We start from the raw sequence: 22,346 nt of genomic DNA, 5'->3' as shown, positions 1-22,346 counted from the left end.
TCGCCGCTTCAGCCATAGGTCAATCGTATTGCGACTAATTTGGAACACCTGTGCGGCTTCACTTTTCTTCATGCCGTCTAACTCGATCGCTTGGATCACCTTCTGACGCAGGTTATAACTATAGGGGTTTGCCATGAGCAGCTTGAATAACTTCAGGACAACAGGTGATCTCTACTCTACGTCCTAACTATCTTGGCGGTTGCTATAAATAGTTTTTCAAGGTGCAACGCCAAAAAAATAGCCGCTGAGTGGAGGGTAGGATTCTACTGAAGACCACTCAGCGGTTAAATAACTAAATTAGGCTATTGTTTCTTACCCAGGCTCAAGACCCTTCAGGAAGGCAAGGGCAAGATTAGTTCACGTTGGCGTGGTTGGCTTCAGGAGTTGACTGACTGGTCAATTCTGGAGTCGTATTGGTGCTTCCTAAATTGAGTTTGACGACGGTACGCCGCGCTTCCGTGACTTTCGGCAGGGTTAATGTCAGGATGCCATTCTGGAAGTCAGCCTTGGCTTGGTCATTCTGAATCGGCACTGGTAGAGGAATCACGCGCTGGAAGCTACCATAGCGGAACTCGGAGCGGAAGAAGCCTTTTTCTTCATTCTTCTTCTCAAAGCGATGTTCGCCGCTAATGGCGATCGCTTCACGAGTGATTTGGACATCAATGTCCTTGCCTTCTACGCCTGGAATTTCAGCCCGCAGGATCAGATGGTCTTCAGTGTCTTGGAGTTCAATGGCAGGCTTCCAAGTTGTGCTGTACTGGCGAGAAGCTACGCGATCGCTTCCGGCAAGTTCATCAAACATTTGATCCATTTGACGACGTAGAGTTTCCATTTCTTGGAAGGGTTGCCAACGAATCAGTGCCATAAAACAGTTACCTCCAATTTGCAGTGACTAAATGCTTGAATTGAAATTTGTTCAATGGGATGAAGCTTTTAGTTCCCACGTTTTTATAATGTCAAAACAGTTCGGTTACGTCAGTGAGGAAAACCGAATTGCCTTTTGGGGGATTTTCCCGACTTCTGGAAGAAGGCGAAAAATAACCGCCTTGCTGATGCTCAGCGGTTGAGTGGTTAGACTAAGAAGTTTTCGCGGCTACGGATTAACCAAAACTCATCTGGATTAATCCCAGACGCTAGCCGGTTCAGCACTCTCAGTTGCTTCAGGCTTCTTCACATCAGCAACGGGTGCGTCAGTGACTTCTGGAGCCGCACTGGTGCTATCTGCTAGATTGAGCTTGACTACGCGATCGCGAACTGACGTTACTTTGGGCAGCGTCAGCATCAGGACGCCATCCTTAAATTCAGACTGGACGCGATCGTTGTGAATCGCAACAGGTAGAGAAATTACTCGCTGAAAGTTTCCGTAGCGGAACTCAGAACGGACGTAACCGCCTTCTTGTTCTTTCTTTTCGTAGCGGCGTTCGCCTGTAATAACAACCGCTTCACGAGAAATACGGATATCAAGGTCTTTGGCTTCGATGCCAGGAATTTGTGCCCGCAGGATTAGGCTGTCCTCTGTATCTTGCAGCTCAATCGCAGGCTTCCAGGTGATTGGAGCATCCCGATTAACGCTTGCCAGTTCGTCAAACATTCGATCCATTTGACGGCGCAGGGTTGCCATTTCTTGAAAAGGTTGCCAACGAATCAGTGTCATAGTCGATTCCCAAGGGTTAAAACTTCTCTGTGTCGAACGCTGGAATTGAATTTTGTTCAACTGAGTTAAGCCTTTCGTTCACACTTCTTTATGATGTCGAAGGCACCCCAGCTTTGCCGGTGAGGCAAACCGCCTTGAGACAGAGGGATTTCCCCGCCTTTGTCGGAAAGTCGCAATTAGGGGCAATCTATTACAGAGTTTGAAGTTCTGTGGCCTTTTGCAGAGGCGTCTATGCGCCTGCGGTAAACTAAGCCTTGATTCTAGTGTCATTAGTAGAGAACACTCAGAAAGGAGCCGTTTTTCGATGTCTCATACCGTTAAAATCTATGACACCTGCATTGGATGCACCCAATGCGTTCGCGCTTGCCCAACGGACGTCCTAGAGATGGTTCCCTGGGATGGCTGTAAAGCTCAACAGATTGCCTCATCTCCTCGGACTGAAGATTGTGTAGGTTGCAAGCGGTGCGAAACTGCCTGTCCTACAGACTTTTTGAGCATCCGAGTTTATTTGAGCAATGCTGAAACGACTCGCAGCATGGGCTTGGCATACTAACAAGCTGGCTTGAAAACACTTTTTATCATTCCGATTCCAAGGCATTGAGGGGGCAAATTGCTCCCTCTTTTTTGCGGAATAAGAGCGCGATCGCCCGTAACCAATACAATGTTGTTGACCTTGACGTTCCTGGGATAGCCCAGTAGCTTTTTAGTTTAAGTGTGAACAGGAGTGTTGTGATATATGTGCGGAATCGTTGGCTATATTGGCACTCAAGCGGCGACAGAGATTTTGCTGGCAGGCTTGGAAAAACTGGAGTACCGGGGCTACGATTCTGCCGGTATCGCCACAGTGTTGGAAGGTGACATCCACTGCGTGCGGGCAAAGGGCAAACTCTACAACCTGCGCGAAAAGCTACAACGAGAAGTCAATCCGGCGACGATTGGCATCGGACACACCCGCTGGGCGACTCACGGCAAGCCAGAAGAATACAACGCCCATCCCCACACGGATACGGCTAAGCGAATCGCGGTGGTACAAAACGGGATTATTGAAAATTATCGGGAGTTGCGAGAAGAACTCAAAGCCAAAGGACACGAGTTTCGCTCAGATACCGATACCGAGGTAATTCCTCATTTAATCGCCGAATTAATGGCACAGCAAGCGCAGCAAGCAGCGGCGACAGCTCAACCGTTTCCGTTTTTAGAGGCGGTGCGGCAGGCGGTGACGAAAACGGGGACGGATACTGAGTTAATCCCCCAGTTAATCGCCGAACTAATGGCACAGCAAGTACATAACTCGGCTTCTACACCTCAACAGTTTCCGTTTTTAGAGGCAGTGCGGCAAGCGGTAACGAAGGCGGGAACAGACACGGAGGCAATCCCCCAATTAATGGCTGAAGTGATGTCACAGCAAGTGCAAAACTCAGCGGTGACTAGTCAGCATTCTCCCTTTTTAGAAGCAGTACGGCAGGCAGTGAATAAACTGGAGGGAGCGTTTGCGATCGCGGTGATCAGTGCCGACTATCCCGATGAATTGATTGTGGCACGGCAACAAGCGCCCCTCACCATCGGTTTCGGTCAAGGAGAATTTTTCTGTGCCTCTGATACTCCGGCACTGGTTCCCCACACTCGCGCCGTCCTGACGCTGGAAAATGGCGAATTGGCAAGAATGACCCCGATTGGCGTTGAGGTGTACAATTTCGCAGGCGATAGGCTAAAGAAAAGTCCCCGGACGTTGAGTTGGAATCCCGTACAGGTGGAAAAACAGGGATTCAAACACTTTATGCTCAAGGAAATTTATGAGCAACCGGGAGTCGTTCGCGCTTGTTTAGAAGCTTACCTAAACGCAGATTGGACGGCCGAGTCTCGTCAATCTCCAATTAAACTGAATTTACCAGCGTCACTCTACGAAAATTTAGAACACATTCAAATTCTTGCTTGCGGCACCAGTTGGCACGCTGGACTGGTGGGTAAATACCTGCTGGAACAGTTAGCCGGAATTCCTACTATCGTGCAGTATGCCTCTGAGTTTCGCTACGCACCCGCGCCTCTAACTGCCAATACGCTGACAATTGGCGTGACTCAATCTGGAGAAACAGCGGATACGCTGGCAGCTTTGGCAATGGAATCCCAGCGTCGTGCCAGTCAGCCGCCCCAGTTTCAGACGCGATTGCTGGGGATTACCAATCGTCCGGAAAGCACTTTGGGGACGATGGTGCCGCAGATTATCGAAACCCATGCGGGAATTGAAATTGGAGTCGCGGCGACGAAAACCTTTGTTGCCCAGCTGATGGCATTTTACTGTTTGGCGCTGGATTTAGCTTATCGGCGTCAGACGGTATCGGCAATTCGGTTAGAGCAAATTTTAATTGGCTTACGACAGTTGCCAGCGCAGATTGAACTAATTTTAGAAAGTCAGGAGCGTTATATTGAGCATCTGACTCACGATTTTGCCGAAACAAAAGATTTTATCTTTTTAGGACGGGGGATTAATTTCCCGATTGCCTTGGAAGGAGCGCTGAAATTGAAAGAAATCAGCTATATCCACGCCGAAGGTTATCCCGCTGGAGAGATGAAACACGGCCCGATTGCATTGTTGGATGCGAAAGTGCCCGTAGTAGCGATCGCCATGCCGGGGACTGTCTACGAAAAAGTCCTCTCGAATGCCCAGGAAGCGAAGGCGCGGGATTCCCGCTTAATTGGCGTGACGCCAATGAATGACCTAGAAGCAGCAGAAACGTTTGATGATTTGTTGCCCGTTCCTGCTGTTGAAGAGTTGCTTTCTCCGATCCTCACAGTCATTCCATTACAACTGTTGGCTTATCACATTGCAGCACTTCGCGGTTTAGATGTAGATCAGCCTCGGAATTTGGCGAAATCGGTAACAGTTGAATAAGCTGTTATAGAGTTTCTTAGTCTTAGGTACAACAATAAAAAAATCGTATAACAAATAAAAAATTCATACGATTTTTTTGTTATTCTACACTTCAGTGCGATCGCTATATTTACAATCCACACTGTTAGCCTTAAGGCTGAATGGTTTGTCGTCTTGTGCGATCGCTTCTTTGTAGGAAAGGCTCTTTGTAGGAAAGGCGATCGCCGGAGGTACCAAAAGTGCCTGGAAGACCGCTATGCAGAGTTGAAGGGGCATCGGGTGGTGTGGCGATAAAGATACTGCTCCTTATTGAGTGCAGCTGGTGTAATCGGCAATTAGAGCAAAACAGACGAGACAAAAAAGTGAGGATTCATGACTTAATGTTAAATTTTTTGTTAGCAAGTTGGCAGAATGCTCAAGGTAGCTGCAAACTGATAGTTAGTTAATGAGGTAAGCTTTGTGAGTAATTTTATCCCTGTTGAAGCAGAAGGTGATCAGTTTTACATTGAGGTGCTTCCAGCAGAAGGGCAAACAGGGATTAAGCAGAGATCGCGCGATAACCTTACCGAAAAACTCACAAAAGACGATTTCAAACAAATGATTCGTCAGGCTGTGATGCCCGCCTGCCAAACCTTTGTCGATGTCTGGCAAGAACTCAACCAACCCCTTACTGCTGAAAGTGCAGAAGTAGAGTTTAACTTAGGTTTCACAGCGAGTGGTTCTGCTGTGATTGTTCAAGCCTCTGGACAGGCAAGCTTCAAAGTTAAAGTCAGTTGGAAATTTAAAGATGAAGGGATTCCAATTTCGTTTATTCGCAGCTTCTTGGATCGAGCTAGAATCGGGGAAACTACAACCTTATTAGAACTCTATAGTGCTTTAGTCAATCAAGAAGAAACGCCAGCCGAAAAGCTTGAAATAACTGAGCCATCCTTACCTATTAAACGAGGCAGATTTGAACAAGCTTTAAAGTCAATGATCGACACCAGGATAATGAAGGTAGACCTCAAAGATCCTCCACCAACCGTACAAATTCCACCACAACAACGCGAAACGTTAAAAAAAGTGCTTGAACTGCTAGGTCAATCCGAGTGATTTTTTTGGATTATTGCTCTTTAAATTTAGACAACTTATACTCCTTATTTAAAAAATTCACTAGCTCTTTGAATTCTTTGGACTGACGAATAGGTTCAAGATAGCTGTAATCATTGCCAGACAATACTAATTGCATATACTCAGCGCGTTTGTGTGGTTGTTTGGCTTTGAAATCAATTTTCATTGTCTCCAGAGCTTTAGCAAGAAAAATTGAATTTTTACCGCTAAGTTCATACTGCATCACGTAAACAGCCGTTAAATTTTCGGCTGCATCGGCTGTTCGTTCGGAATAGTAAGCACCTGTTTCATCAATATCACGAACGTTTTTTGTCATGTTAATAGCTTTAGAATAAGCTTCAGCGGATTTTTGCAAATGAAATTCAACTTGTTTTCTGTCTCGTAAATTTGGAGTTTTATCAAGCTCAGTTTCAGCAAGTTTCTGATGAAAATAGCCAAAGTTATAGTAAAATACATCCTCAGTTATATTTTGTGCCTGATCGCGTGATGAATCCTCAAATGCAAGTTTAAGATTTTGAAGAGCTTCCTCATATTGCTTTAAATGATTATATGCAAGACTTAACGCATATCGCCCTTCAACCCCAGAGCCTTTTTCTAAAGATTTTTCGTACATCTTAATAGCTTCTTCATCTGAATTTCCTATACGTATTAACATAGAGCCAGTATTGATATACCCTTGATAATCATTACGACATTCAGAAATTTGATTGCTAGCGATTTTTAAAGCTTTCCGAGTAAGCCTTAAGCGAACTGCCTCATCAATTTCTCTTTTATACTGAGTACGAACTTCAGCAGAGCATTTTCCTGTAATCGTGCTAACCTGAAAGCTAAGAATTAATAAAGAACTGGCAGCAACTGAAATACCTCCAAGTACGTATTTTAAATACTGTTTTCTGTGTTCCTTAAAAATATTGAGTTTAGCAGTCTCCCGCAGAATCGTATTAGTAGGAATTGCTAACCCGCCTTGTAAATCCTCTGAAGCGACAATCAAGCCGATCGCCCTATACTTTCCTTGCTTGTAAAGCAGTACAGGAGCACCGCTTTGCCCACCTTCAATACGTTGAGCATCAGAAAAAGTTTCTAAACGGATTAGTTTTTGATCGCCCAGCTTGCCACAGCGGGCAAAGGGAGTAATCTCCCCCCGAATTGGAGCACCATAAAAATCATCATTGGAGAAGCCGAAGCTGAGAAATTCATCTCCTGGCTCAAAGTCTTTTCCCAGTTCGACTGGAATAACTTGAATATCCTCAACCTGAAGCAAGCAAATATCATCGCGTTCAGGGTCTCCCTCGTACAGGCAATTAACAGGCTGATCCAAAATCCGTACATTTTTCCAGCCGCCTGCATCCTCAACAACATGAGCACAAGTCAACAAGTGCGCCTCTCGGCTAATAAAAAATCCTGTTCCCCAAGTTTGCCCATTTGTGTCTTTGACTCTAGCAACTGATTTCTGAACAGCTTCAAAGCTTTCCCTACGCTTACCCATTTCTATTTTTGAAGAAGGTTACTTAGTAATACAAGTATTCAACAAGTAATTACCGAAAGCCCCCACCCAAAATCACAAAATTTGTCAAAGTTCTCGAACAAACTCGCCATCTTCTAGTGAACTTAGTTCATCCTCTTCAAGGGATACTAGTTTAGCTTCTGCTCAAATACCTGCTAGCTCAACCTCGGATGTTCACTTTGTTATCTGTATACTGCTGTCAGAGAATCAAACGATAATTGCTGCTCCAGAATCCACTTCACGAGGCGATCGCTCTCCAACCCCACAAGCTGAAAATCGCAGGTAGCATCGAGGCGATCGCTTTAAGGATAGGAAGCGATCGTGCCTCGTCGCCAAAACCTAGATGATGCGATACTTATTCGATGTTAGTCCCTTCCACTTTCTCTATCAACGTTTCCCAAATTTCAATTTGTCGTACTAACTGCTGGATACGTCCGATATATCGCAATCCTTGTAGGAGTTGTAAAATTATCTCATCTCTTTCTCTGCGGTTTTTTTACAAATTAGATAAGACTGCATATACTCGGATCAATTACCAATTTCATTGAATTATGAACAGTTACACCCAACAGGTAATTGAATTTTATAATTCTAGAACTACTTACGATTGTGAGGAAGGAACTCGCCATCCACTTGAAGCTAATCTCCTACTTGAATTTGTTCCAATTCAGAAAGGAGATAAAATCCTTGATGTTGCTACAGGGACGGGTTTAGTGGCGATTCCTGCTGCTCAGAAAGTGGGTTCGGAAGGCTATGTCATCGGCATAGATATGTCTCCGGGAATGCTCCATCAAGCCAGGCTTAAAGTTGAAGCAGCTTGCTTACAAAACATCGAGTTAATTGAGGCGGATGCAGAATCCATCAACTTTGGTGAGGGTAGTTTTGATGCTATTTTTTGCTGTGAAGCAATTGTACTTTTTACTGATATTCCTGCTAGTTTGCAAAAGTGGTATCGCTTTCTGAAAACAGGAGGATTTGTAGCATTTACGTGTCCTCCCGAAACAGCTTATCTGGGAGCTGTTTACAGGAATATCTGCGCTAGAGTATTGGACATATCGCTGCCACACATCCTCGAAACACTCGGTACTCCAGAAAAGTGTCGGAATTTGCTACAACAGGCAGGTTTTAGAGATATCGAAATCAAAATTGAGCCGTCAGGACGGTATCGCCATCTAAGAGATGACGAATTATCCTGGAAGGGGATTAATTTAAGTTTTAAAGGCAATCCGCTGCTGGCACAACTATCACCGGAACAATTAGAGCAGTTCCAAGTTGAGTACAGAGCAGAAATTGATAAACTAACAACCGAGCGAGGAGTCTGGGAAGATACGACAAAATTCTTCGTTCGGGGTAGAAAATAAGCTGATGAGCGATTAAAGGAAGACTAGGAAATCTCCTAACGCATGACTGCGGCGCTACTACCTTTGTGCAACTGCTGACTCACCTCAAGTGCTTCCTGTCTTGCCCATTTATCTGCGGCAATGATGTCATCGAGAGTAGGAGTTGGGCGGTTTTGGGAAGTAAAGCGATCGCAAACTGATTCGATGCAACGGGGAATATCCAAAAATTGAATTTTTTCTTCTAAAAATAGCGCCACTGCCTGTTCGTTCGCCGCATTCAAAACAGCAGGCATCGAACCGCCTGCACGACCCGCCGCATAAGCCAATTGCATACAAGGATACTTCTCGTGGTCGGGTTCTTTGAAAGTGAGATTCCCAGCTTTCACCAAATCTAGCGGTTCCCAGTCGGTATAAATTCGCTCAGGCCAGGATAAAGCATAGAGTAGCGGTAAACGCATATCAGGCCAACCCAACTGAGCTAAGACTGACGTATCTTGCAACTCAATCAGCGAGTGAATAATGCTTTGGGGATGGATGACAATCTCGATGCCATCGTAATCCATGCCAAAAAGGAAGTGCGCCTCAATCACTTCCAGCCCCTTATTCATCAACGTAGCGGAGTCAATGGTGATTTTGCGACCCATCGACCAATTGGGATGCTTCAGGGCGTCTGCAACCGTGACTGAGGCTAATTTCTCGACTGGCAAATCTCGGAAGGAACCGCCAGAAGCCGTGAGCAGAATCCGTCGCAAGCCGCCTTTGGGGACGCCTTGGAGACACTGAAAAATTGCAGAATGCTCAGAGTCCGCTGGCAACAGCTTCACGCCGTGTTTCTCTACCAGCGGCAGCACTACGGGAGCACCCGCAATCAAAGTTTCCTTATTCGCTAAAGCAATATCTTTCCCGGCTTCAATCGCGGCAATGGTCGGTAATAACCCCGCACAGCCCACAATTCCGGTGACGACAGTTTCCGCATTCCCGTAGCGGGCGACTTCAACGACCCCAGTTTCCCCACTTAACAGGATTGGTTGGGGGTCGAGGTCTGCGATCGCTTCTTTCAGTTGAGACAATTTGTCTTCTTGACAGATAGCGGCTATTTCCGGTTGGAACTGCCGAATCTGTGCGGCAAGCATTGGCACGTTGCGCCCTGCTGCCAACCCCACGATTTTGAACTTTTCCGGGTTTTGAGCCACAATATCTAGCGTCTGAGTCCCGATAGAGCCAGTGGAGCCAAGGAGAGTAATCGCTTTCACAATCATTTAAGGATTCAGGGGCAATTCCACTATAAATTGCTTGGGGTTCATCCTTAACATCTCATCTGAGCGGATTGATAAAGATCGGGGTATTATTACTGACCATAAGCCCTCAATCGTGGGCTGGATGAGTGTCAATCAATAAGATTGGGAAGATCAACTGAGTGGGGCATCTATGCAAAAATACGCTGCAACTGTGGAAACCACTGCTGTTGAAAAAAAGGAGATATGGGCGAATGGGTTCGTCTTTGCAACGGCAATGTGGCTAAGCAGCCGACTCATCATTGCGATCGCAATGATGGCGATCGCGCCTGCACTTCCAAGTCCCTCAAACATAATGCCTACATCTGGCTGGGGAGTTTTTGAGGGCTGGGATAGCATTCATTATCGAGCGATCGCTGTCTCTGGTTACGAATACGCGAATGACGGACAAGGACATAACGTTGCCTTTTTCCCCCTTTTCCCTTTACTCATCCGGGGAGTGATGACCCTCGGCTTGCCGTTTGAAGTCGCAGGCACGCTCGTAAATAATTTGGCATTATTAGGAGCGATCGCCCTTGTATACTTTTGGGTTGAAGAACGTCATGGTAGAAGTGCTGCACGCTGGGCAAGTGCCGTATTGGCTTGGTGTCCGTTTTCCCTCTTTGGAACGGTAATTTACACGGAAGGGCTATTTTTATTCTTCAGCACTGCGGCTTTACGAGCCTTTGATAAACGCCAATATGGCTGGTTATCCCTGTGTGGTGCATTAGCAACTGCCACCCGTCCCACCGGAATTGCCCTCATCCCCGCCTTTCTGATTGCAGCGTGGAAAGAACGCAGACCTCTTATCGCCTACGTTGCCAGTCTAGCGACTGCGGGAGGGTTGCTTCTATTTAGTTTGTATTGCTGGATTCGATTTGCAGACCCTTTCGCGTTTATTCAAGCACAGCGAGGATGGCGACCTTCAGTTGGTTTCGATTGGCAGGGTTGGTGGAAAATGCTGATGCAAATTTCGATTGGTACAGCGAATTGGAAGTATGGCGGAATTAAAGATCCTTGGCATCCGCTGCTATTTTTAATCCTTGTCAGTTGTGCCTATTTGCTGTGGCGATTCCGGCAAAGATTAGGTTCGGTTAAGGTTGGATACGGCTTTTGTGTTTTATGGTTAATTTTGTGGTTACAAGCAGGCGATCCGTTGATTAATACGGTTTCGTTAGTAGGGGGTGGCTACTTGTTATGGCACTTCCGGAATCAACTCAGTTTAGTGACCGTAATTTATGGCTTTTGCGGCTTGGGGTTAATTTTGTCCTCCGGAGGAACTTGGTCGATTGGGCGGATTGCTTACGGCATTGTGTCACTTGCGATCGCGCTTGGCTTATTACTTTCCCGTCACCCGCGTTGGGGATATGCCACGATCGGCTTCTTTACCGTCTTACTTATTCCGCTATCGATTCGATTTGCCCAACACCTTTGGGCAGGATAAGAAAAAACCAAAAGGCAAAAGGAGGGGTGAAATCTTCGCCCTTACAAATGCGATCGTCCAGCTATTAAGTTTCCCTAAAATGCTGTAATTTTTGCACTATCAAAATCAAATCAACTTTCACTAAACCAAGTTTTACAAGAACCGCGACCAGTATGCTAAATTCACAATAAACTAATCCGATGGCTTTATATAGCAGTCCTGAAAATTTGCGACCTTCTATAGAGATGCGATTAATCGCGTCTCTATTAAGGCGAATATTAGCGTACAACTCAAATAAAGTTGCTATATATCTCTAATTTTCATTCTAAATTATTTTCGATTAATATTTGATTCAGAATATGGAAAACTCATTAAAAAACAAAAAGCTTCTAGCGTTTAAAGTTTTTAGGTATGTAATATTTTATCCCTTCGACTTACTTTTAATTTCAATTTTTTTAATGGTTAATTCCTTCTCTCAGCTAACCAAAATCAAAGTAAATAATGAAAACTATATAATTAACCTTTATAAATATTTGATTAGTTCACCTCCTTTAGATGAAGAAGTTCAATTTTATTTAAAAAAGCTAGATTCCGGCGAAATAACACGGGCATCATTAGTCTTTTCATTTTTGATGATTCCTGCTGAAACTGAAAGAAAGTTATTCAAAACGAATGGAATTCTTTCCCACCATTTAGCGCGTTTAACCCTTGTCCGAGAACACCTTCCTCCTGCTAAGGTCATATTGGATCTTGGGGGTGCTGCTGGTCATCTCATAGAAGGAAGTTTACTGGCGATGGGATATCCTTCTATTCCCGATCGAGTCCACATTATTGATTTGCCTCCTGAACAAAGAATGTTCGGTTCCGCTATCCTACCTACAAATGAAGTAACAACGCCTCAAGGCACTAAAGTAACCTATTATTATCAATCTATGACGGATTTATCTAAATTTGAGAATGAAACAATTGATCTAGTTTGGTCAGGACAGAGTATTGAACACATTACAGAAAACGAAGCGGAAAAAGTATTTATGGAGGTTCATCGTGTCCTGAAACCCGGAGGCTATTTTTGTTTAGATACTCCCAATCGAAAACTTACTCGTTTACAAGTTAGAATGGGCTTTGTTCATCCGGAACATAAAATAGAATACTGCCCAGAAGATTTAATTAACGACATAGAAAAATTTGGATTTAAAGTCGTAGATAAAAAGGCTGTCTCCCCGATGCCTTTTAGTTTAAGAACGGGAAGATTTAGTCGCCTAGAACTGATTGATGCAGTTGGACTGAGTGAATCTCCTGATGAAGGATATTCTTTTTATTTAAAGTGTCAAAAGATTTAGCGTCTAACTAAGGATATTATTTCTATTTAAAATGTCAAAAAATTCAGCTTTTCACTTTTAGGTTGGGTTTAGATTAGGACGTAAAGTAACCAGCAATCGCTAATTCTCTGCGTTCTCTGCGGGAAAAATATCTTATGAAAGAAACACGAATCAAGCCGAGTGCCCTGTCATTGATGATTGGCACAAGTGCCGTAATATTATTCGCGTGCAGTAGCCTACGACACTCCATGTTTCAATCGGGGGCTTATGACTTGGGAATTTATGACCAAGTGGTTTATTTAATGAGTCAGGGACAGCCGCCAATTTCTTCGATTCTTGGCTTTCATCACATGGGAAACCATGCTGCGTGGGCAGTTTATCTATTGTCTTTCCTGTACAAAATTTATCCCAATGTTCATTGGTTGTTAGTAGTACAAGCCATCGCTTTGTCTTTAGGTGCTTTACCAATGTGGCACCTAGCGCGTCAAGCGGGGTTGAAAGAATCGCAAGCAATCACAATATCAGCAGTCTACTTGCTTTACCCGCTGATTTTTAATGCAAATTTATTTGAATTCCATCCAGAAGTGATGGCGGTTCCCGCATTTTTAGCAGCGGTATGGTGTGCTAGGCAAAATCGAATTGGGTGGTTTTGTGTCAGTATTATTTTTATTTTGGGGTGTAAAGCTGTTTTATCCCTTACTGTCACAGCAATGGGGATTTGGCTGCTGATGTTTGAGAAGCGGCGTTTATGTGGTGCATTTGCTCTTTCTGCTGGTATCGCTTGGTTCCTAATTGCAACTCAGCTAATTATTCCATCTTTCAGCGGTAGCGAAGTAGCAGCGGTTTCACGTTATAGCTATCTCGGTAACTCAGTTCTAGATATTGCTAGAAATCTACTGTTTAAGCCTAGTTTGATATTGGGGAGAATTTTTTTATTCAAGACACTCGAATATCTGACCCTCTTGGTTTTGCCAGTAATTTGGGGACTTTCTCCCCGACACATGACTCCTCTAGTAAGTGCGATTCCCGCGTTGGCGTTAAACATTCTTTCTGACAAGCCACACCAACGGGATTTACTCCACCAATATTCTTTGCCAATTCTGCCTTTTTTGATGCTGACTGTCATTTCCAGCCTTGCCGCAAATCGAAGTTGGATGCGAGACAAACGGGCAATAATCGTGTGGTCGATAGTGGCTTTCTTAGTGTTAGGAAAGTATGGCTATTTTTGGTCGAAATATCAAAATTCCGTTGATACTTGGCAAGCAGCGCGAGAAGCGATCGCTCAAGTGCAAACGAAAGGCGGTGTGTTAACCACCAATCGAATTGCACCTCATTTAACTCACCGCCAGACGATCAACTTAGTAGACGATCTGACTCCACCCCCTGCCGATCTATCTCCTTTTGAGTATATATTGCTCAATGTGCGTTACCCAGGCGGTGCTGGCGGGACTGTTAGCCAAGAGTTTGCTGCTAAGCTGGCAAATCAACTAAAAAATACCCCAGGATTTCAATTAACCTATCAACGTGATGATGTTTATTTGTTTAGGAAAACGTCTTAATAAAAATGAATATGATTGTAGGAGTTGAAAATGTCATATCCACAGGCACCTTGGACACTCCAAGGTTACGCGCTACAAACCTTGCATTTAATAGATATTGAGCGATCGCGTCCCTTCATCCCTCCAGAGTTAGAAATTGTCTCAGTTTTCCCTGGGAAAACCCTAGGCGGGGTTTATCTTTCCTACTACGGATCGGGTTCCGTGCTGGAGTATAGCGAGTTAATTGTTATCCCAGGGATGGTCAAACATGAAGATAAATTCGGCGGTTGGGTGTCCCACATCTATGTAGATAATGCCGATTCTGTTGCTGGTGGGAGAAGAATCTGGGGTTTACCGAAGGAACTTGCTGAGTTTACCTGGGAAAAAGGCGATCGCGCTGGTGTCACCGTCCGTCAAGGCGATCGGTTACTATGCAGTCTCAGCTACACAGACGGCCTATTGCCCATCTCTACATGGTGGCGACAGCCATTAATCGGAACTGCGTTTAGTAGCCAAAATTACGATTTGCTTTTCTTCAAAAGTCAGCTTGAATCTCAACTAAAGGCAATGAGTGGCAAGCTAGAAATCCCAGCAGAAAGCCCTTTTTCCCAGTTGAACTTAGGTCAGCCTTTACTAACTGTTTACTGCGACGAGATGAATTTAGTAGTCGGTGCGCCAGAAGCAGTAGGCACAACAGTAACAGCCAGGGAAGTTGAATTTAGCTACCCTTAAAAACTAAACTTCTTGCGAAACTTGCTGTAGCTCACACATTACAACTTGGAGCTACACAAACGAATCGGCCTCTCGGAATTCATCTGGGCTAAAATTCCAAAGTCTCAAAGCTTCAAGTCCATTTTGATGGACTTGAGCTGTTACCCCGGAATTTGAATTTCGAGTAGGCTACCGGATTTGTGCAAAATATCAGTAAAAAAACCCGCTAATTGCTTAACAACATAGCGGGGGTATAAAGGAGGAATTCAACAGGAAATTAAATATTCTTTCTAGATGTCAGAACCCCCAGCAGCCTCAGCACCCATCGGTAGCACCGCACCGCGTAGAAAATCGATTTGGTGCTGGAAGTCCATTCCTTCAATTTTTGCTAGCAAGTCTTTTCCAGCTTGGGAAAGTTCATAGTTAGGAGGCATCGGAATAATGGTACCACTATCCATTCCTTGCGCTAAAAAGTACCAAAACGCTAGTTTGGTTTCTGGACTCAGAGAACCATATTCGCGGCTAATTTGTGTATTCGCTTTAGAAGCAATGTCACGCTGAACTTGCAGCTGTTCTTCATGGGATAGTTCCTTAACTTGATTGAACAATCCCTGAGCAATCTCAGAACCAGAAGCACCTGGAGCGGCTGGTGTAACAGATTTACCCATCTTGGTGTACACAAACCACAGCACGGCAAGCTGCTGGTCTACATCCATGCCTTGAAAAGCTTGTTTACCTTGATCGTATGCGTGTAAAGTGCCTGATGTCATACTTAACCCTCCGGAAAATTAATAATTGCTTTGTCTCTTTTGTTCAAGAAACAGGTTTTCACTTACTTAAAGAAAATTAACGAATAAATCATGGAAGTTTAACCCCGCTAGAGACAGATATGATCCCCATTAGAAATCCATCAATAAGATGGCAAAGATATCACAAGATTTCTAACTAAAGGAAGACGTAAGCAGAGAAGTCGTCATTCGCTATTAAGTAGCCGGATGGAATAAACTTGGAGATTTTCGCAGGTTGGGGAAACACCAGGAAACTCAACGCTGAAATTCTTTTTCAGCATTTATTGCAAAAATTAATTGGGTTTGTCCTGAGTACAGCCGTTATGAATAATTTGGATGAAATTATTACTCGCGATCCGCAAGATTTTATAAATGTCATCCTGCGGATTTTCACGAGCCAACTTATTTAAAAACTGGGGATTTCATCCAGCCGAAGCAATCAAACCTTCCATCGCGTGTTGCAAATCTTTAGTTAAATCAGTTACTGCAAGTCTCGCACCGTGCCGATTTGCTTGATAGACTGGGTAGCGTTCTGAAACCGAGATGGGTTGCCCTACACTCATCTCTACCCGTTGCTTACCTAATCGAGGACGCTGGAAGGGATTGCTGCCTTTAATTCGAGTTACCATATCCCATAAAAGTAAGGTAGTTTCGGCAAAACGCTCTACGGTTGGTTTTTCTAGAACATATTGTCCAGTTACGGCTACAAAAGTTTCTACCAACCGCATATGCCATATCCGAAGGCTGGCTTCCTCAGCAATTCGATTCGCCAATCCGCGTTCTAGGGGAGACAGCGCTTTAATATTCTTCAGGTCTTCTCGATAGATATAATTCCAGCCAGCCGCCTCTAGACGACGACAACGGTCAATTACGCTTCCCTTGGATGGCAGGTTAAAATACTCCTCTGCCACTGTTAGGGCCACATTCAGTAGTGCTTGAAGTCGAATCGCCAAAGCTTCATTCGCATTGTTCTGTGACGCTTCCACAGTCGGCAAAGTTTGATGATAAAACCGGGTGTAAAACTCCTCCATTACAGACAGTAAATGTTCGCCTAGACGACACAGCCGCTGGTAGAGAGAAGCTTGAAAAGGTTGCAGGTTAGCCGATGGATTTAAACTTTCACCCTGTAATTCGCCTTTCAATTCACCCTTCAACTTTCCTTCTGGCAAACCGCTCGCTACTTCCAATTCGCCTAAAAGCTTTTCTATCTCTTTCCAGGGAGCTTCGACGTAACGGTATTTAATTCCGACTGGCACAATTAAAACTTGCTCCCCTCGTCCAGCCTTCTGCAAATCTTCAGCACACCAAAAGCCTAATTGTGCGATTCCGGGTTCTAGAGGGCTGATAATCTCATTGTGACCATTGGTGGCTCCTTCTGGGGAAGCGGTTATCGGAAACCGAGCATTGGCAAACAGGTCACGCGCCGAACGCAATCCCGTCCAGTCTGCCTTACCGCGATGGATAGGGGTACCACCTAAGCGAGAATAGAGCCAGCCCATGTGCGCTCCCGCCCATAAAGGAATCCCTCGGTCATAAAGAAAGTGGGCATGAATCGGGTGCTGTAGTGAGATACCCTTTTCTCGTGCCAGCCGCGGTACTAATTTCCAAAGCAGATAGCTCATGCACAGCGGATCTTCAACTCTGGGATGGCGAAATGCCATCATAAAGCGGATCTTCCCATCCTGAAATTGGCGATATAAATCGACTAAAATCTCAACGTTTTCTGCTTGAATTTGGGTAATCGCTGTTTGGGAACGTATGCAGCCAGGTAGCACTTGTTGGGCGGCTCGTAAAACCAGGGGGTTGAGCGCCGGTGGAATAAATTCTAGAGGAGGCTGAGCCGCACTCATTAAATCGGGCAAAGTGGTTTTCTTGTGAACTTGTGGACATTCTAGACTTAACTGAGATATCGATTATCCAATCTGTAGAGGGAACCAGCGATGCGACTGTCACAAATGTTTTTTGTCACTCTGCGGGAAGAACCGGCGGAAGCGGAAATCCCCAGCCATAAATTACTGCTCCGTGCAGGCTACATTCGTCGCATCGGGAGCGGTATCTACGCCTATTTACCCTTCATGTGGCGGGTGTTGCAAAAAATCTCTCAGATTGTGCGGGAAGAGATGAATGCAACCGGCGCACAAGAGTGTCTACTCCCGCAACTACAACCCGCTGAATTGTGGCAGCAGTCGGGGCGCTGGGATACTTATACCAAAGCTGAAGGGATCATGTTCGCCCTAACAGACCGCCGAGAGCAGGAACTGGGGCTGGGGCCAACGCATGAGGAAGTGATTACAGCGATCGCTCGTGATATGATTCGCTCCTACCGCCAGTTGCCTCTGCACCTCTACCAAATTCAAACTAAGTTTCGGGATGAAATTCGCCCCCGGTTTGGTTTGATGCGAGGACGGGAATTCATCATGAAGGATGGCTATTCGTTCCACGTCGATGAAGAAAGCTTGAAAAAAACTTATCAGGATATGCACCATGCTTACAGCAAGATGTTAAGCCGGACTGGTTTAGCCTTCCGTGCTGTAGAAGCTGATTCAGGTGCGATTGGGGGGTCTGGTTCTCAAGAATTTATGGTACTGGCTGAAGCCGGGGAAGATGAAGTTCTCTACACCGAAGATGGCAAGTACGCCGCCAATGTGGAAAAAGCGGTTTCTTTACCTGCTGACATCGAACCATCTCCGTTTAAGACTTATGAGAAGCGGAAGACGCCGGACGCCGATACCATTGATAAACTCTGTAGATTCCTCAAGTGTTCGCCGACTCAAGTGGTGAAAAACGTCCTCTACCAGGCAGTTTATGACAACGGCTTGACGGTGCTGGTACTGATTAGTATCCGAGGCGACCAAGAAGTTAATGAAGTAAAGTTGCACAACGCTCTGACAAAATTGGCACCGGAATACCAAGCCAAAACGGTGCTATCTGTAGAGGTTCCAGCGGCGGCGCTTCAGCAACTATGGGCGACGAGACCTCTACCTTTGGGCTATATCGCTCCCGACATTGCAGACGATTACATCTGTTCGGCGAAAAATTTAGCTCCCCGGTTTTTGCGGTTTGTCGATAAAACTGCGGTCGAGCTAAAAAACTTCGTCACAGGTTCTAACGACTTGGAATACCATGTTGTCGGTGCTAATTGGGGCGAGCAGTTTAAGTTACCAGAAGGGGTCGTAGATATCCGCAAGGCACGACCGGGCGATCGCGCAACTCACGATCCCGCTCAAACACTCCGTACTGCCCGTGGCATTGAAGTGGGGCACATTTTCCAGCTAGGTAACAAGTATTCTCAAGCAATGGGAGCCACTTACACCAGCGAACAAGGTGAGGAAATTCCCCTAATAATGGGTTGTTATGGTCTGGGTGTTTCGCGGTTAGCGCAGGCAGCCGTAGAACAATCTTATGACAAAGATGGAATTATCTGGCCTGTTGCGATCGCGCCCTATCACGTCATCATCTCAGTTCCCAACACCAGCGACGCCCAACAAGTGGAAGTTGCTGAAAAACTATACACCCAGTTGAATCAAGCGGGAATCGAAACTCTTTTAGATGATCGCGATGAACGAGCGGGAGTAAAGTTCAAAGATGCCGATTTAATCGGGATACCCTATCGCATCGTAACCGGGCGATCGCTCAATAGCGGTAAAGTGGAAGTTGTCGAACGGGCGACTCGCAAATCTCAGGAAATTCCTGTGGAGGAAGTCGCGACCACTTTAAAGCAGCGGATTGATGCTGCTTTAAATCAATAACAATTCACCCCAAAAGCACAAAGACACAAAGTGCTCATTCTGTGTCTTTGTGCCTTTACGCTTCAAAAAACCCTTGGATGATATTTGATGCCAATGCGCTTTTATAACTCCTAAAAACTTTGCGTCTGTGCGCGAAATTTCAGAAAATCGCGTCATTGTGCGCCAGAAAATTTAAGCGAGAACTATGGAATTTATAGCAATTTTTCTATCTGGTTTGCTTGCTCTCGTTTCCCCCGCAAATTTAGCCATCGACCGCATCGCTGAAAATGCCATTCGTTCCCAGTTTGATAAAGTGGAGCAGTTGCAAGTCCGCGTTGACAATGCTCCAAATTTCCAAATCGTGCGAGGAAAAGTTGAGCGAGTGCGGATTGGTGGGCGAGGGTTGTGGGTAACGCCAGAATTCCGGATTGCAGAGCTGGAAATAGAAACCGACCCCATTAACCTGGATGTGGCGCGTCTCCGGCAGCAGCGAGTGCGACCGACCGAATTGTTGAAGGAACCTTTACAAGCTGGGGTGCGTTTGGTGATTACCCAGCAAGATATTAATCAAGCTTTACAGTCACCCGCCGTTAGCGCTCAATTGCGTAAACTGGGAAGCCGCATTCTTGGCAGCAACGCTGATATGCTGGTTCAGCGCTATGAGTTTGTCAATCCTCAAGTGGAATTTCTGGGAGATAACCGGCTGCGTTTCCAGTTGGAATTGCAGGAGCCGGAAAATGCAGATAAACTGGTTGTCTCGGTGGAATCAGGGCTAGGTATCGTGTCTGAGCATCAGTTGCAATTGATCGAGCCAAATGTCTTGGTCAATGGGATGCCAGTGCCACCCCTCCTGGTTGCCTCCTTCGTGTCCGGTCTCAATAGCCGCTTGGATCTACGCACCTTGGAAGATAGAGGGATTGCTGCCCGACTCCTAAAATTAGATTTAAATCAGGAACAACTAGAGTTAGCTGCATTTGTGAGGGTAGAAAAGCCAGACACAGCTTCCGCATCTACGCCGCGTTAGAATTATCCGGAGCAGCGCTCGTCTTCACTGTATTCCTCAACAAAACCTCCTCACCAGCATCCAAATAAATTTTAAGGAGGGAAATTCATATGAAAATTCAACAACCAGGCCGTCGAATCGGGATTGGCATCGCCGTTAGTGTTTTGGCGATGGCTTTGGCGGCTTGTAGCCCAGGGGAGCAACAGGCAGCAAATACAGACTCTTCACCAACACCATCAGCTACGGCTATCCAACCGACTACTTCGCCTCAGGCGTCTGTACAGCCGTCTGTGCAGCCGTCCGCTCAGCAACTATCCAGTCAGAAGACGGTTCAGGTCTACTGGCTCAAGAGTAGTGGTAGCAAGATTGAGGTGGTGCCCGCTCCGGTCAAAATACAGGCAGGCGTTAAGTCTGAGAACATTCTAGAAGGTGCGTTCAATCGCTTGTTGGCAGGCCCGAACGATCCGGCTTACAGCAGCACGATTCCCAAGGGAACGCAGCTACGAAATCTGGATGTTCGGGAGGATGGTGTTCACGTAGATTTGTCCCAAGAATTTACTGCTGGTGGCGGTAGTGCCTCGATGACAGGTCGCGTGGCGCAAATCCTCTATACAGCCACCAGTATCAATCCCGATACCAATGTTTGGATTGATGTAGAGGGAAAAAGGTTGGAAGTTTTGGGCGGTGAAGGGTTGGAACTCAATCAGCCTCTGACTCGCCAAAACTTTGAGAAAAATTTTGATTTATAGGGCTTTGTTTACTTTCTCGCGCTTAAGCTAAAGTCACGGAAGTGACGGGCTTGCTGTTCAATCCGAGCGGCAAGGCGATCGCAAACTAAGTTACATAATTCAAAAATCAACTCATCTTCCACTTTGTAATAAGCCGATGTCCCTTCGCTGCGGCGACTCAGGATACCGGCTTGCAGCATCACTTTTAGATGCTTAGAAACGTTAGCCTGACTGGTTTGTGTTGCCTCAACCAATTCTTGTACGCATTTCTCGTCGTCGCGCAGGAAGTTCAAAATCCGCAACCGCATTGGTTCGCTCAAGATGCTGAAATACTCTGCAAGTTGTTGTACAACTTCTGGTGGTACAGACAAAGCTTGTCGCATGAGACTAACCAGAAATGATAGTTCATCCTGATTATATATGATGTTTTTTGGTTAATAACTATTTAGTAATTGTTAAATTTCTTTTGTTGATTAATATTGTAAACCGGGTAACTTTAGATACGATTTCTTAAAGGAAACTTCGTAAAATTAAATAATGGAAATATGCGTATTTAGCAAAATTAATCGATATTTCCATTATTTAGAAGGAATTTTTTAGACAATTAAATTATACAAAAAAGCTTACTCCAAAAATAGAAAAATTTTGGAAATAAACTTTTTGGACGATTCATGGCAGATGCCTCCGCGCAACGTTTACAAACGCTAAAGTTATTCGGGGTTAATCCGCATCAGCGGTTGACCATACTCAACAGGTTCGCCGTTTTGAACCAAAACTTCTATCACCGTACCGGACACCTCGGCTTCAATTTCATTCATCAGCTTCATTGCCTCAATGATGCAGACGGTTTGTCCGGTACGGATGCGATCGCCCACTTCCACAAATGGAGAATCATCCGGTGAGGGAGCGCGATAAAACGTCCCCACCATCGGTGATTTGACATCTTCGAGTCTTCTATCAATGGGAGAACCAGCAGTGGTCGGCGGGGCAGTTCGTGGCACCGCCTCTAAGTTCGGGCTGGACGGCATGGACGGAGATGCCTGGGAGGGGGGAGCCGAGACTTCGGGACTCCCACTCCCTGCCAGGGCGGGTGGCAAGACCGGCAAACCCCCGCGCGGATCTTTCCGCACGGTGAGTTCAAAATCAGCGCTTTTGAGTGTCAACTCTGTAATATCGGTTTGCGCGATCGCTGCCAGCAGTTCACGGAGATCGTTGAAGTCTATGGACATGAGAAAAAGGATGTCAGTAGTCAGGGATTAATTGTTGCTTGGTAGAGACAAGGGTAAATCTCGTCTCAAGGTCAGTGTCAGTTGTTGGTTGTTGGTTGTTTCTTCTGTACCGCTGACCCCTGACCACT

24 protein-coding genes are annotated in these 22,346 nt (G+C 45.5%); 14 read left to right on the top strand and 10 right to left on the bottom strand.

Annotated elements, in window-relative coordinates:
• On the bottom strand, positions 1-135 hold a 135-nt coding region (locus NDI34_RS20345; RefSeq protein ID WP_348233654.1), incomplete at its 3' end, for an IS630 transposase-related protein.
• Positions 136-352: 217 nt separating this feature from the next.
• Positions 353-865 (bottom strand): Hsp20/alpha crystallin family protein, encoded by a 513-nt coding sequence (locus NDI34_RS20340; protein ID WP_348233652.1) that lies wholly within the window; start codon positions 863-865, stop codon positions 353-355.
• Between the two features lie 31 nt (positions 866-896).
• On the opposite strand from NDI34_RS20340, the gene NDI34_RS20335 reads away from it, so the two are divergent.
• A complete protein-coding gene (locus NDI34_RS20335) occupies positions 897-1,067 on the top strand; it encodes a hypothetical protein (protein WP_348233651.1) in 171 nt (56 codons plus the stop codon).
• A 53-nt stretch (positions 1,068-1,120) separates the two neighbouring features.
• Here the strand turns inward: NDI34_RS20335 and NDI34_RS20330 are convergent, their stop codons facing one another.
• Complete coding sequence (locus NDI34_RS20330; RefSeq protein ID WP_348233650.1) at positions 1,121-1,654, bottom strand: Hsp20/alpha crystallin family protein; 534 nt, start codon at positions 1,652-1,654, stop codon at positions 1,121-1,123.
• Positions 1,655-1,958: 304 nt separating this feature from the next.
• Between NDI34_RS20330 and psaC the strand changes: the two genes are divergently transcribed.
• Positions 1,959-2,207 (top strand): photosystem I iron-sulfur center protein PsaC, encoded by a 249-nt coding sequence (gene psaC, locus NDI34_RS20325; RefSeq protein WP_089128523.1) that lies wholly within the window; start codon positions 1,959-1,961, stop codon positions 2,205-2,207.
• Between the two features lie 183 nt (positions 2,208-2,390).
• On the top strand, positions 2,391-4,544 hold the full coding sequence (gene glmS / locus NDI34_RS20320) for a glutamine--fructose-6-phosphate transaminase (isomerizing) (protein ID WP_348233649.1): 2,154 nt from the start codon (positions 2,391-2,393) through the stop codon (positions 4,542-4,544).
• Between the two features lie 84 nt (positions 4,545-4,628).
• Here the strand turns inward: glmS and NDI34_RS20315 are convergent, their stop codons facing one another.
• Entirely contained in the window at positions 4,629-4,799 is a 171-nt protein-coding gene (locus NDI34_RS20315; protein ID WP_348233648.1) for a hypothetical protein, read from the bottom strand.
• Between the two features lie 183 nt (positions 4,800-4,982).
• Here NDI34_RS20315 and NDI34_RS20310 point away from each other — a divergent pair, with 183 nt between their 5' ends.
• Positions 4,983-5,615, top strand: a complete 633-nt coding sequence (locus NDI34_RS20310) for a CU044_2847 family protein (protein WP_348233647.1) — start codon at positions 4,983-4,985, stop codon at positions 5,613-5,615.
• A 10-nt stretch (positions 5,616-5,625) separates the two neighbouring features.
• On the opposite strand, the gene NDI34_RS20305 is transcribed toward NDI34_RS20310, so the two are convergent.
• Positions 5,626-7,119, bottom strand: a complete 1,494-nt coding sequence (locus NDI34_RS20305) for a serine protease (protein WP_348233646.1) — start codon at positions 7,117-7,119, stop codon at positions 5,626-5,628.
• Between the two features lie 236 nt (positions 7,120-7,355).
• On the opposite strand from NDI34_RS20305, the gene NDI34_RS20300 reads away from it, so the two are divergent.
• Together NDI34_RS20300 and NDI34_RS20295 are read left to right on the top strand one after the other, a co-directional pair.
• The gene (locus NDI34_RS20300; protein ID WP_348233645.1) at positions 7,356-7,484 is read left to right on the top strand and encodes a hypothetical protein; all 129 of its coding nucleotides are present in this window, start codon (positions 7,356-7,358) and stop codon (positions 7,482-7,484) included.
• 204 nt (positions 7,485-7,688) lie between these two features.
• Positions 7,689-8,498, top strand: coding sequence for a methyltransferase domain-containing protein (locus NDI34_RS20295; RefSeq protein ID WP_348233644.1), 810 nt, complete (start codon positions 7,689-7,691; stop codon positions 8,496-8,498).
• A gap of 35 nt (positions 8,499-8,533) precedes the next feature.
• On the opposite strand, the gene dxr is transcribed toward NDI34_RS20295, so the two are convergent.
• Complete coding sequence (dxr, locus tag NDI34_RS20290; protein WP_190985955.1) at positions 8,534-9,730, bottom strand: 1-deoxy-D-xylulose-5-phosphate reductoisomerase; 1,197 nt, start codon at positions 9,728-9,730, stop codon at positions 8,534-8,536.
• Between the two features lie 175 nt (positions 9,731-9,905).
• Between dxr and NDI34_RS20285 the strand changes: the two genes are divergently transcribed.
• The 4 genes from NDI34_RS20285 to NDI34_RS20270 all read left to right on the top strand — a co-directional run bounded on the left by NDI34_RS20285 (position 9,906) and on the right by NDI34_RS20270 (position 14,763).
• On the top strand, positions 9,906-11,195 hold the full coding sequence (locus NDI34_RS20285) for a mannosyltransferase family protein (protein ID WP_348233643.1): 1,290 nt from the start codon (positions 9,906-9,908) through the stop codon (positions 11,193-11,195).
• A gap of 338 nt (positions 11,196-11,533) precedes the next feature.
• Positions 11,534-12,514 carry a methyltransferase domain-containing protein gene (locus NDI34_RS20280; RefSeq protein WP_348233642.1) on the top strand — a complete coding sequence of 327 codons (981 nt, stop codon included), beginning with the start codon at positions 11,534-11,536 and terminating at the stop codon, positions 12,512-12,514.
• A 134-nt stretch (positions 12,515-12,648) separates the two neighbouring features.
• On the top strand, positions 12,649-14,052 hold the full coding sequence (locus tag NDI34_RS20275) for a DUF2079 domain-containing protein (protein WP_348233641.1): 1,404 nt from the start codon (positions 12,649-12,651) through the stop codon (positions 14,050-14,052).
• A gap of 30 nt (positions 14,053-14,082) precedes the next feature.
• Positions 14,083-14,763, top strand: a complete 681-nt coding sequence (locus tag NDI34_RS20270; RefSeq protein WP_348233640.1) for an acetoacetate decarboxylase family protein — start codon at positions 14,083-14,085, stop codon at positions 14,761-14,763.
• A gap of 269 nt (positions 14,764-15,032) precedes the next feature.
• Here NDI34_RS20270 and NDI34_RS20265 read toward each other — a convergent pair whose 3' ends face one another.
• Positions 15,033-15,512 (bottom strand): orange carotenoid protein N-terminal domain-containing protein, encoded by a 480-nt coding sequence (locus NDI34_RS20265; RefSeq protein WP_190410531.1) that lies wholly within the window; start codon positions 15,510-15,512, stop codon positions 15,033-15,035.
• A gap of 236 nt (positions 15,513-15,748) precedes the next feature.
• Between NDI34_RS20265 and NDI34_RS20260 the strand changes: the two genes are divergently transcribed.
• On the top strand, positions 15,749-15,940 hold the full coding sequence (locus tag NDI34_RS20260) for a hypothetical protein (protein ID WP_190429010.1): 192 nt from the start codon (positions 15,749-15,751) through the stop codon (positions 15,938-15,940).
• A 12-nt stretch (positions 15,941-15,952) separates the two neighbouring features.
• On the opposite strand, the gene NDI34_RS20255 is transcribed toward NDI34_RS20260, so the two are convergent.
• A complete protein-coding gene (locus NDI34_RS20255; protein ID WP_190429009.1) occupies positions 15,953-17,392 on the bottom strand; it encodes a 1-acyl-sn-glycerol-3-phosphate acyltransferase in 1,440 nt (479 codons plus the stop codon).
• A 78-nt stretch (positions 17,393-17,470) separates the two neighbouring features.
• Here NDI34_RS20255 and NDI34_RS20250 point away from each other — a divergent pair, with 78 nt between their 5' ends.
• From NDI34_RS20250 to NDI34_RS20240, 3 genes are all read left to right on the top strand, one after another.
• The gene (locus NDI34_RS20250; RefSeq protein WP_190410534.1) at positions 17,471-19,279 is read left to right on the top strand and encodes a proline--tRNA ligase; all 1,809 of its coding nucleotides are present in this window, start codon (positions 17,471-17,473) and stop codon (positions 19,277-19,279) included.
• Positions 19,280-19,463: 184 nt separating this feature from the next.
• Positions 19,464-20,282, top strand: coding sequence for a DUF2993 domain-containing protein (locus NDI34_RS20245; RefSeq protein ID WP_348233639.1), 819 nt, complete (start codon positions 19,464-19,466; stop codon positions 20,280-20,282).
• 89 nt (positions 20,283-20,371) lie between these two features.
• On the top strand, positions 20,372-21,010 hold the full coding sequence (locus NDI34_RS20240) for a GerMN domain-containing protein (RefSeq protein ID WP_348233638.1): 639 nt from the start codon (positions 20,372-20,374) through the stop codon (positions 21,008-21,010).
• An 8-nt stretch (positions 21,011-21,018) separates the two neighbouring features.
• Here NDI34_RS20240 and NDI34_RS20235 read toward each other — a convergent pair whose 3' ends face one another.
• Both NDI34_RS20235 and accB read right to left on the bottom strand, forming a co-directional pair.
• The gene (locus tag NDI34_RS20235; RefSeq protein WP_190410537.1) at positions 21,019-21,372 is read right to left on the bottom strand and encodes a metalloregulator ArsR/SmtB family transcription factor; all 354 of its coding nucleotides are present in this window, start codon (positions 21,370-21,372) and stop codon (positions 21,019-21,021) included.
• A gap of 327 nt (positions 21,373-21,699) precedes the next feature.
• Positions 21,700-22,218, bottom strand: coding sequence for an acetyl-CoA carboxylase biotin carboxyl carrier protein (gene accB / locus NDI34_RS20230; RefSeq protein WP_190410538.1), 519 nt, complete (start codon positions 22,216-22,218; stop codon positions 21,700-21,702).
• Between the last annotated feature and the right edge of the window lie 128 nt (positions 22,219-22,346).

Origin of the sequence: Trichocoleus sp. DQ-U1, from assembly GCF_039961925.1 — a bacterium.
Lineage (GTDB): Bacteria > Cyanobacteriota > Cyanobacteriia > Cyanobacteriales > FACHB-T130 > FACHB-T130.
The sequence above is the reverse complement of the archived record's forward strand: the minus strand, read 5'-3'. Positions and strand labels throughout refer to the sequence as shown.

Excerpts from the sequence above, each read along its gene's own strand:
- NDI34_RS20340 (WP_348233652.1), bottom strand. The coding sequence starts at position 865 with ATGGCACTGATTCGTTGGCAACCCTTCCAAGAAATGGAAACTCTACGT.
- NDI34_RS20335 (WP_348233651.1), top strand. The coding sequence starts at position 897 with ATGCTTGAATTGAAATTTGTTCAATGGGATGAAGCTTTTAGTTCCCAC.
- NDI34_RS20330 (WP_348233650.1), bottom strand. The coding sequence starts at position 1,654 with ATGACACTGATTCGTTGGCAACCTTTTCAAGAAATGGCAACCCTGCGC.
- psaC (WP_089128523.1), top strand. The coding sequence starts at position 1,959 with ATGTCTCATACCGTTAAAATCTATGACACCTGCATTGGATGCACCCAA.
- glmS (WP_348233649.1), top strand. The coding sequence starts at position 2,391 with ATGTGCGGAATCGTTGGCTATATTGGCACTCAAGCGGCGACAGAGATT.
- NDI34_RS20315 (WP_348233648.1), bottom strand. The coding sequence starts at position 4,799 with ATGCCCCTTCAACTCTGCATAGCGGTCTTCCAGGCACTTTTGGTACCT.
- NDI34_RS20305 (WP_348233646.1), bottom strand. The coding sequence starts at position 7,119 with ATGGGTAAGCGTAGGGAAAGCTTTGAAGCTGTTCAGAAATCAGTTGCT.
- NDI34_RS20295 (WP_348233644.1), top strand. The coding sequence starts at position 7,689 with ATGAACAGTTACACCCAACAGGTAATTGAATTTTATAATTCTAGAACT.
- NDI34_RS20285 (WP_348233643.1), top strand. The coding sequence starts at position 9,906 with ATGCAAAAATACGCTGCAACTGTGGAAACCACTGCTGTTGAAAAAAAG.
- NDI34_RS20280 (WP_348233642.1), top strand. The coding sequence starts at position 11,534 with ATGGAAAACTCATTAAAAAACAAAAAGCTTCTAGCGTTTAAAGTTTTT.
- NDI34_RS20275 (WP_348233641.1), top strand. The coding sequence starts at position 12,649 with ATGAAAGAAACACGAATCAAGCCGAGTGCCCTGTCATTGATGATTGGC.
- NDI34_RS20270 (WP_348233640.1), top strand. The coding sequence starts at position 14,083 with ATGTCATATCCACAGGCACCTTGGACACTCCAAGGTTACGCGCTACAA.
- NDI34_RS20265 (WP_190410531.1), bottom strand. The coding sequence starts at position 15,512 with ATGACATCAGGCACTTTACACGCATACGATCAAGGTAAACAAGCTTTT.
- NDI34_RS20250 (WP_190410534.1), top strand. The coding sequence starts at position 17,471 with ATGCGACTGTCACAAATGTTTTTTGTCACTCTGCGGGAAGAACCGGCG.
- NDI34_RS20245 (WP_348233639.1), top strand. The coding sequence starts at position 19,464 with ATGGAATTTATAGCAATTTTTCTATCTGGTTTGCTTGCTCTCGTTTCC.
- NDI34_RS20240 (WP_348233638.1), top strand. The coding sequence starts at position 20,372 with ATGAAAATTCAACAACCAGGCCGTCGAATCGGGATTGGCATCGCCGTT.
- NDI34_RS20235 (WP_190410537.1), bottom strand. The coding sequence starts at position 21,372 with ATGCGACAAGCTTTGTCTGTACCACCAGAAGTTGTACAACAACTTGCA.
- accB (WP_190410538.1), bottom strand. The coding sequence starts at position 22,218 with ATGTCCATAGACTTCAACGATCTCCGTGAACTGCTGGCAGCGATCGCG.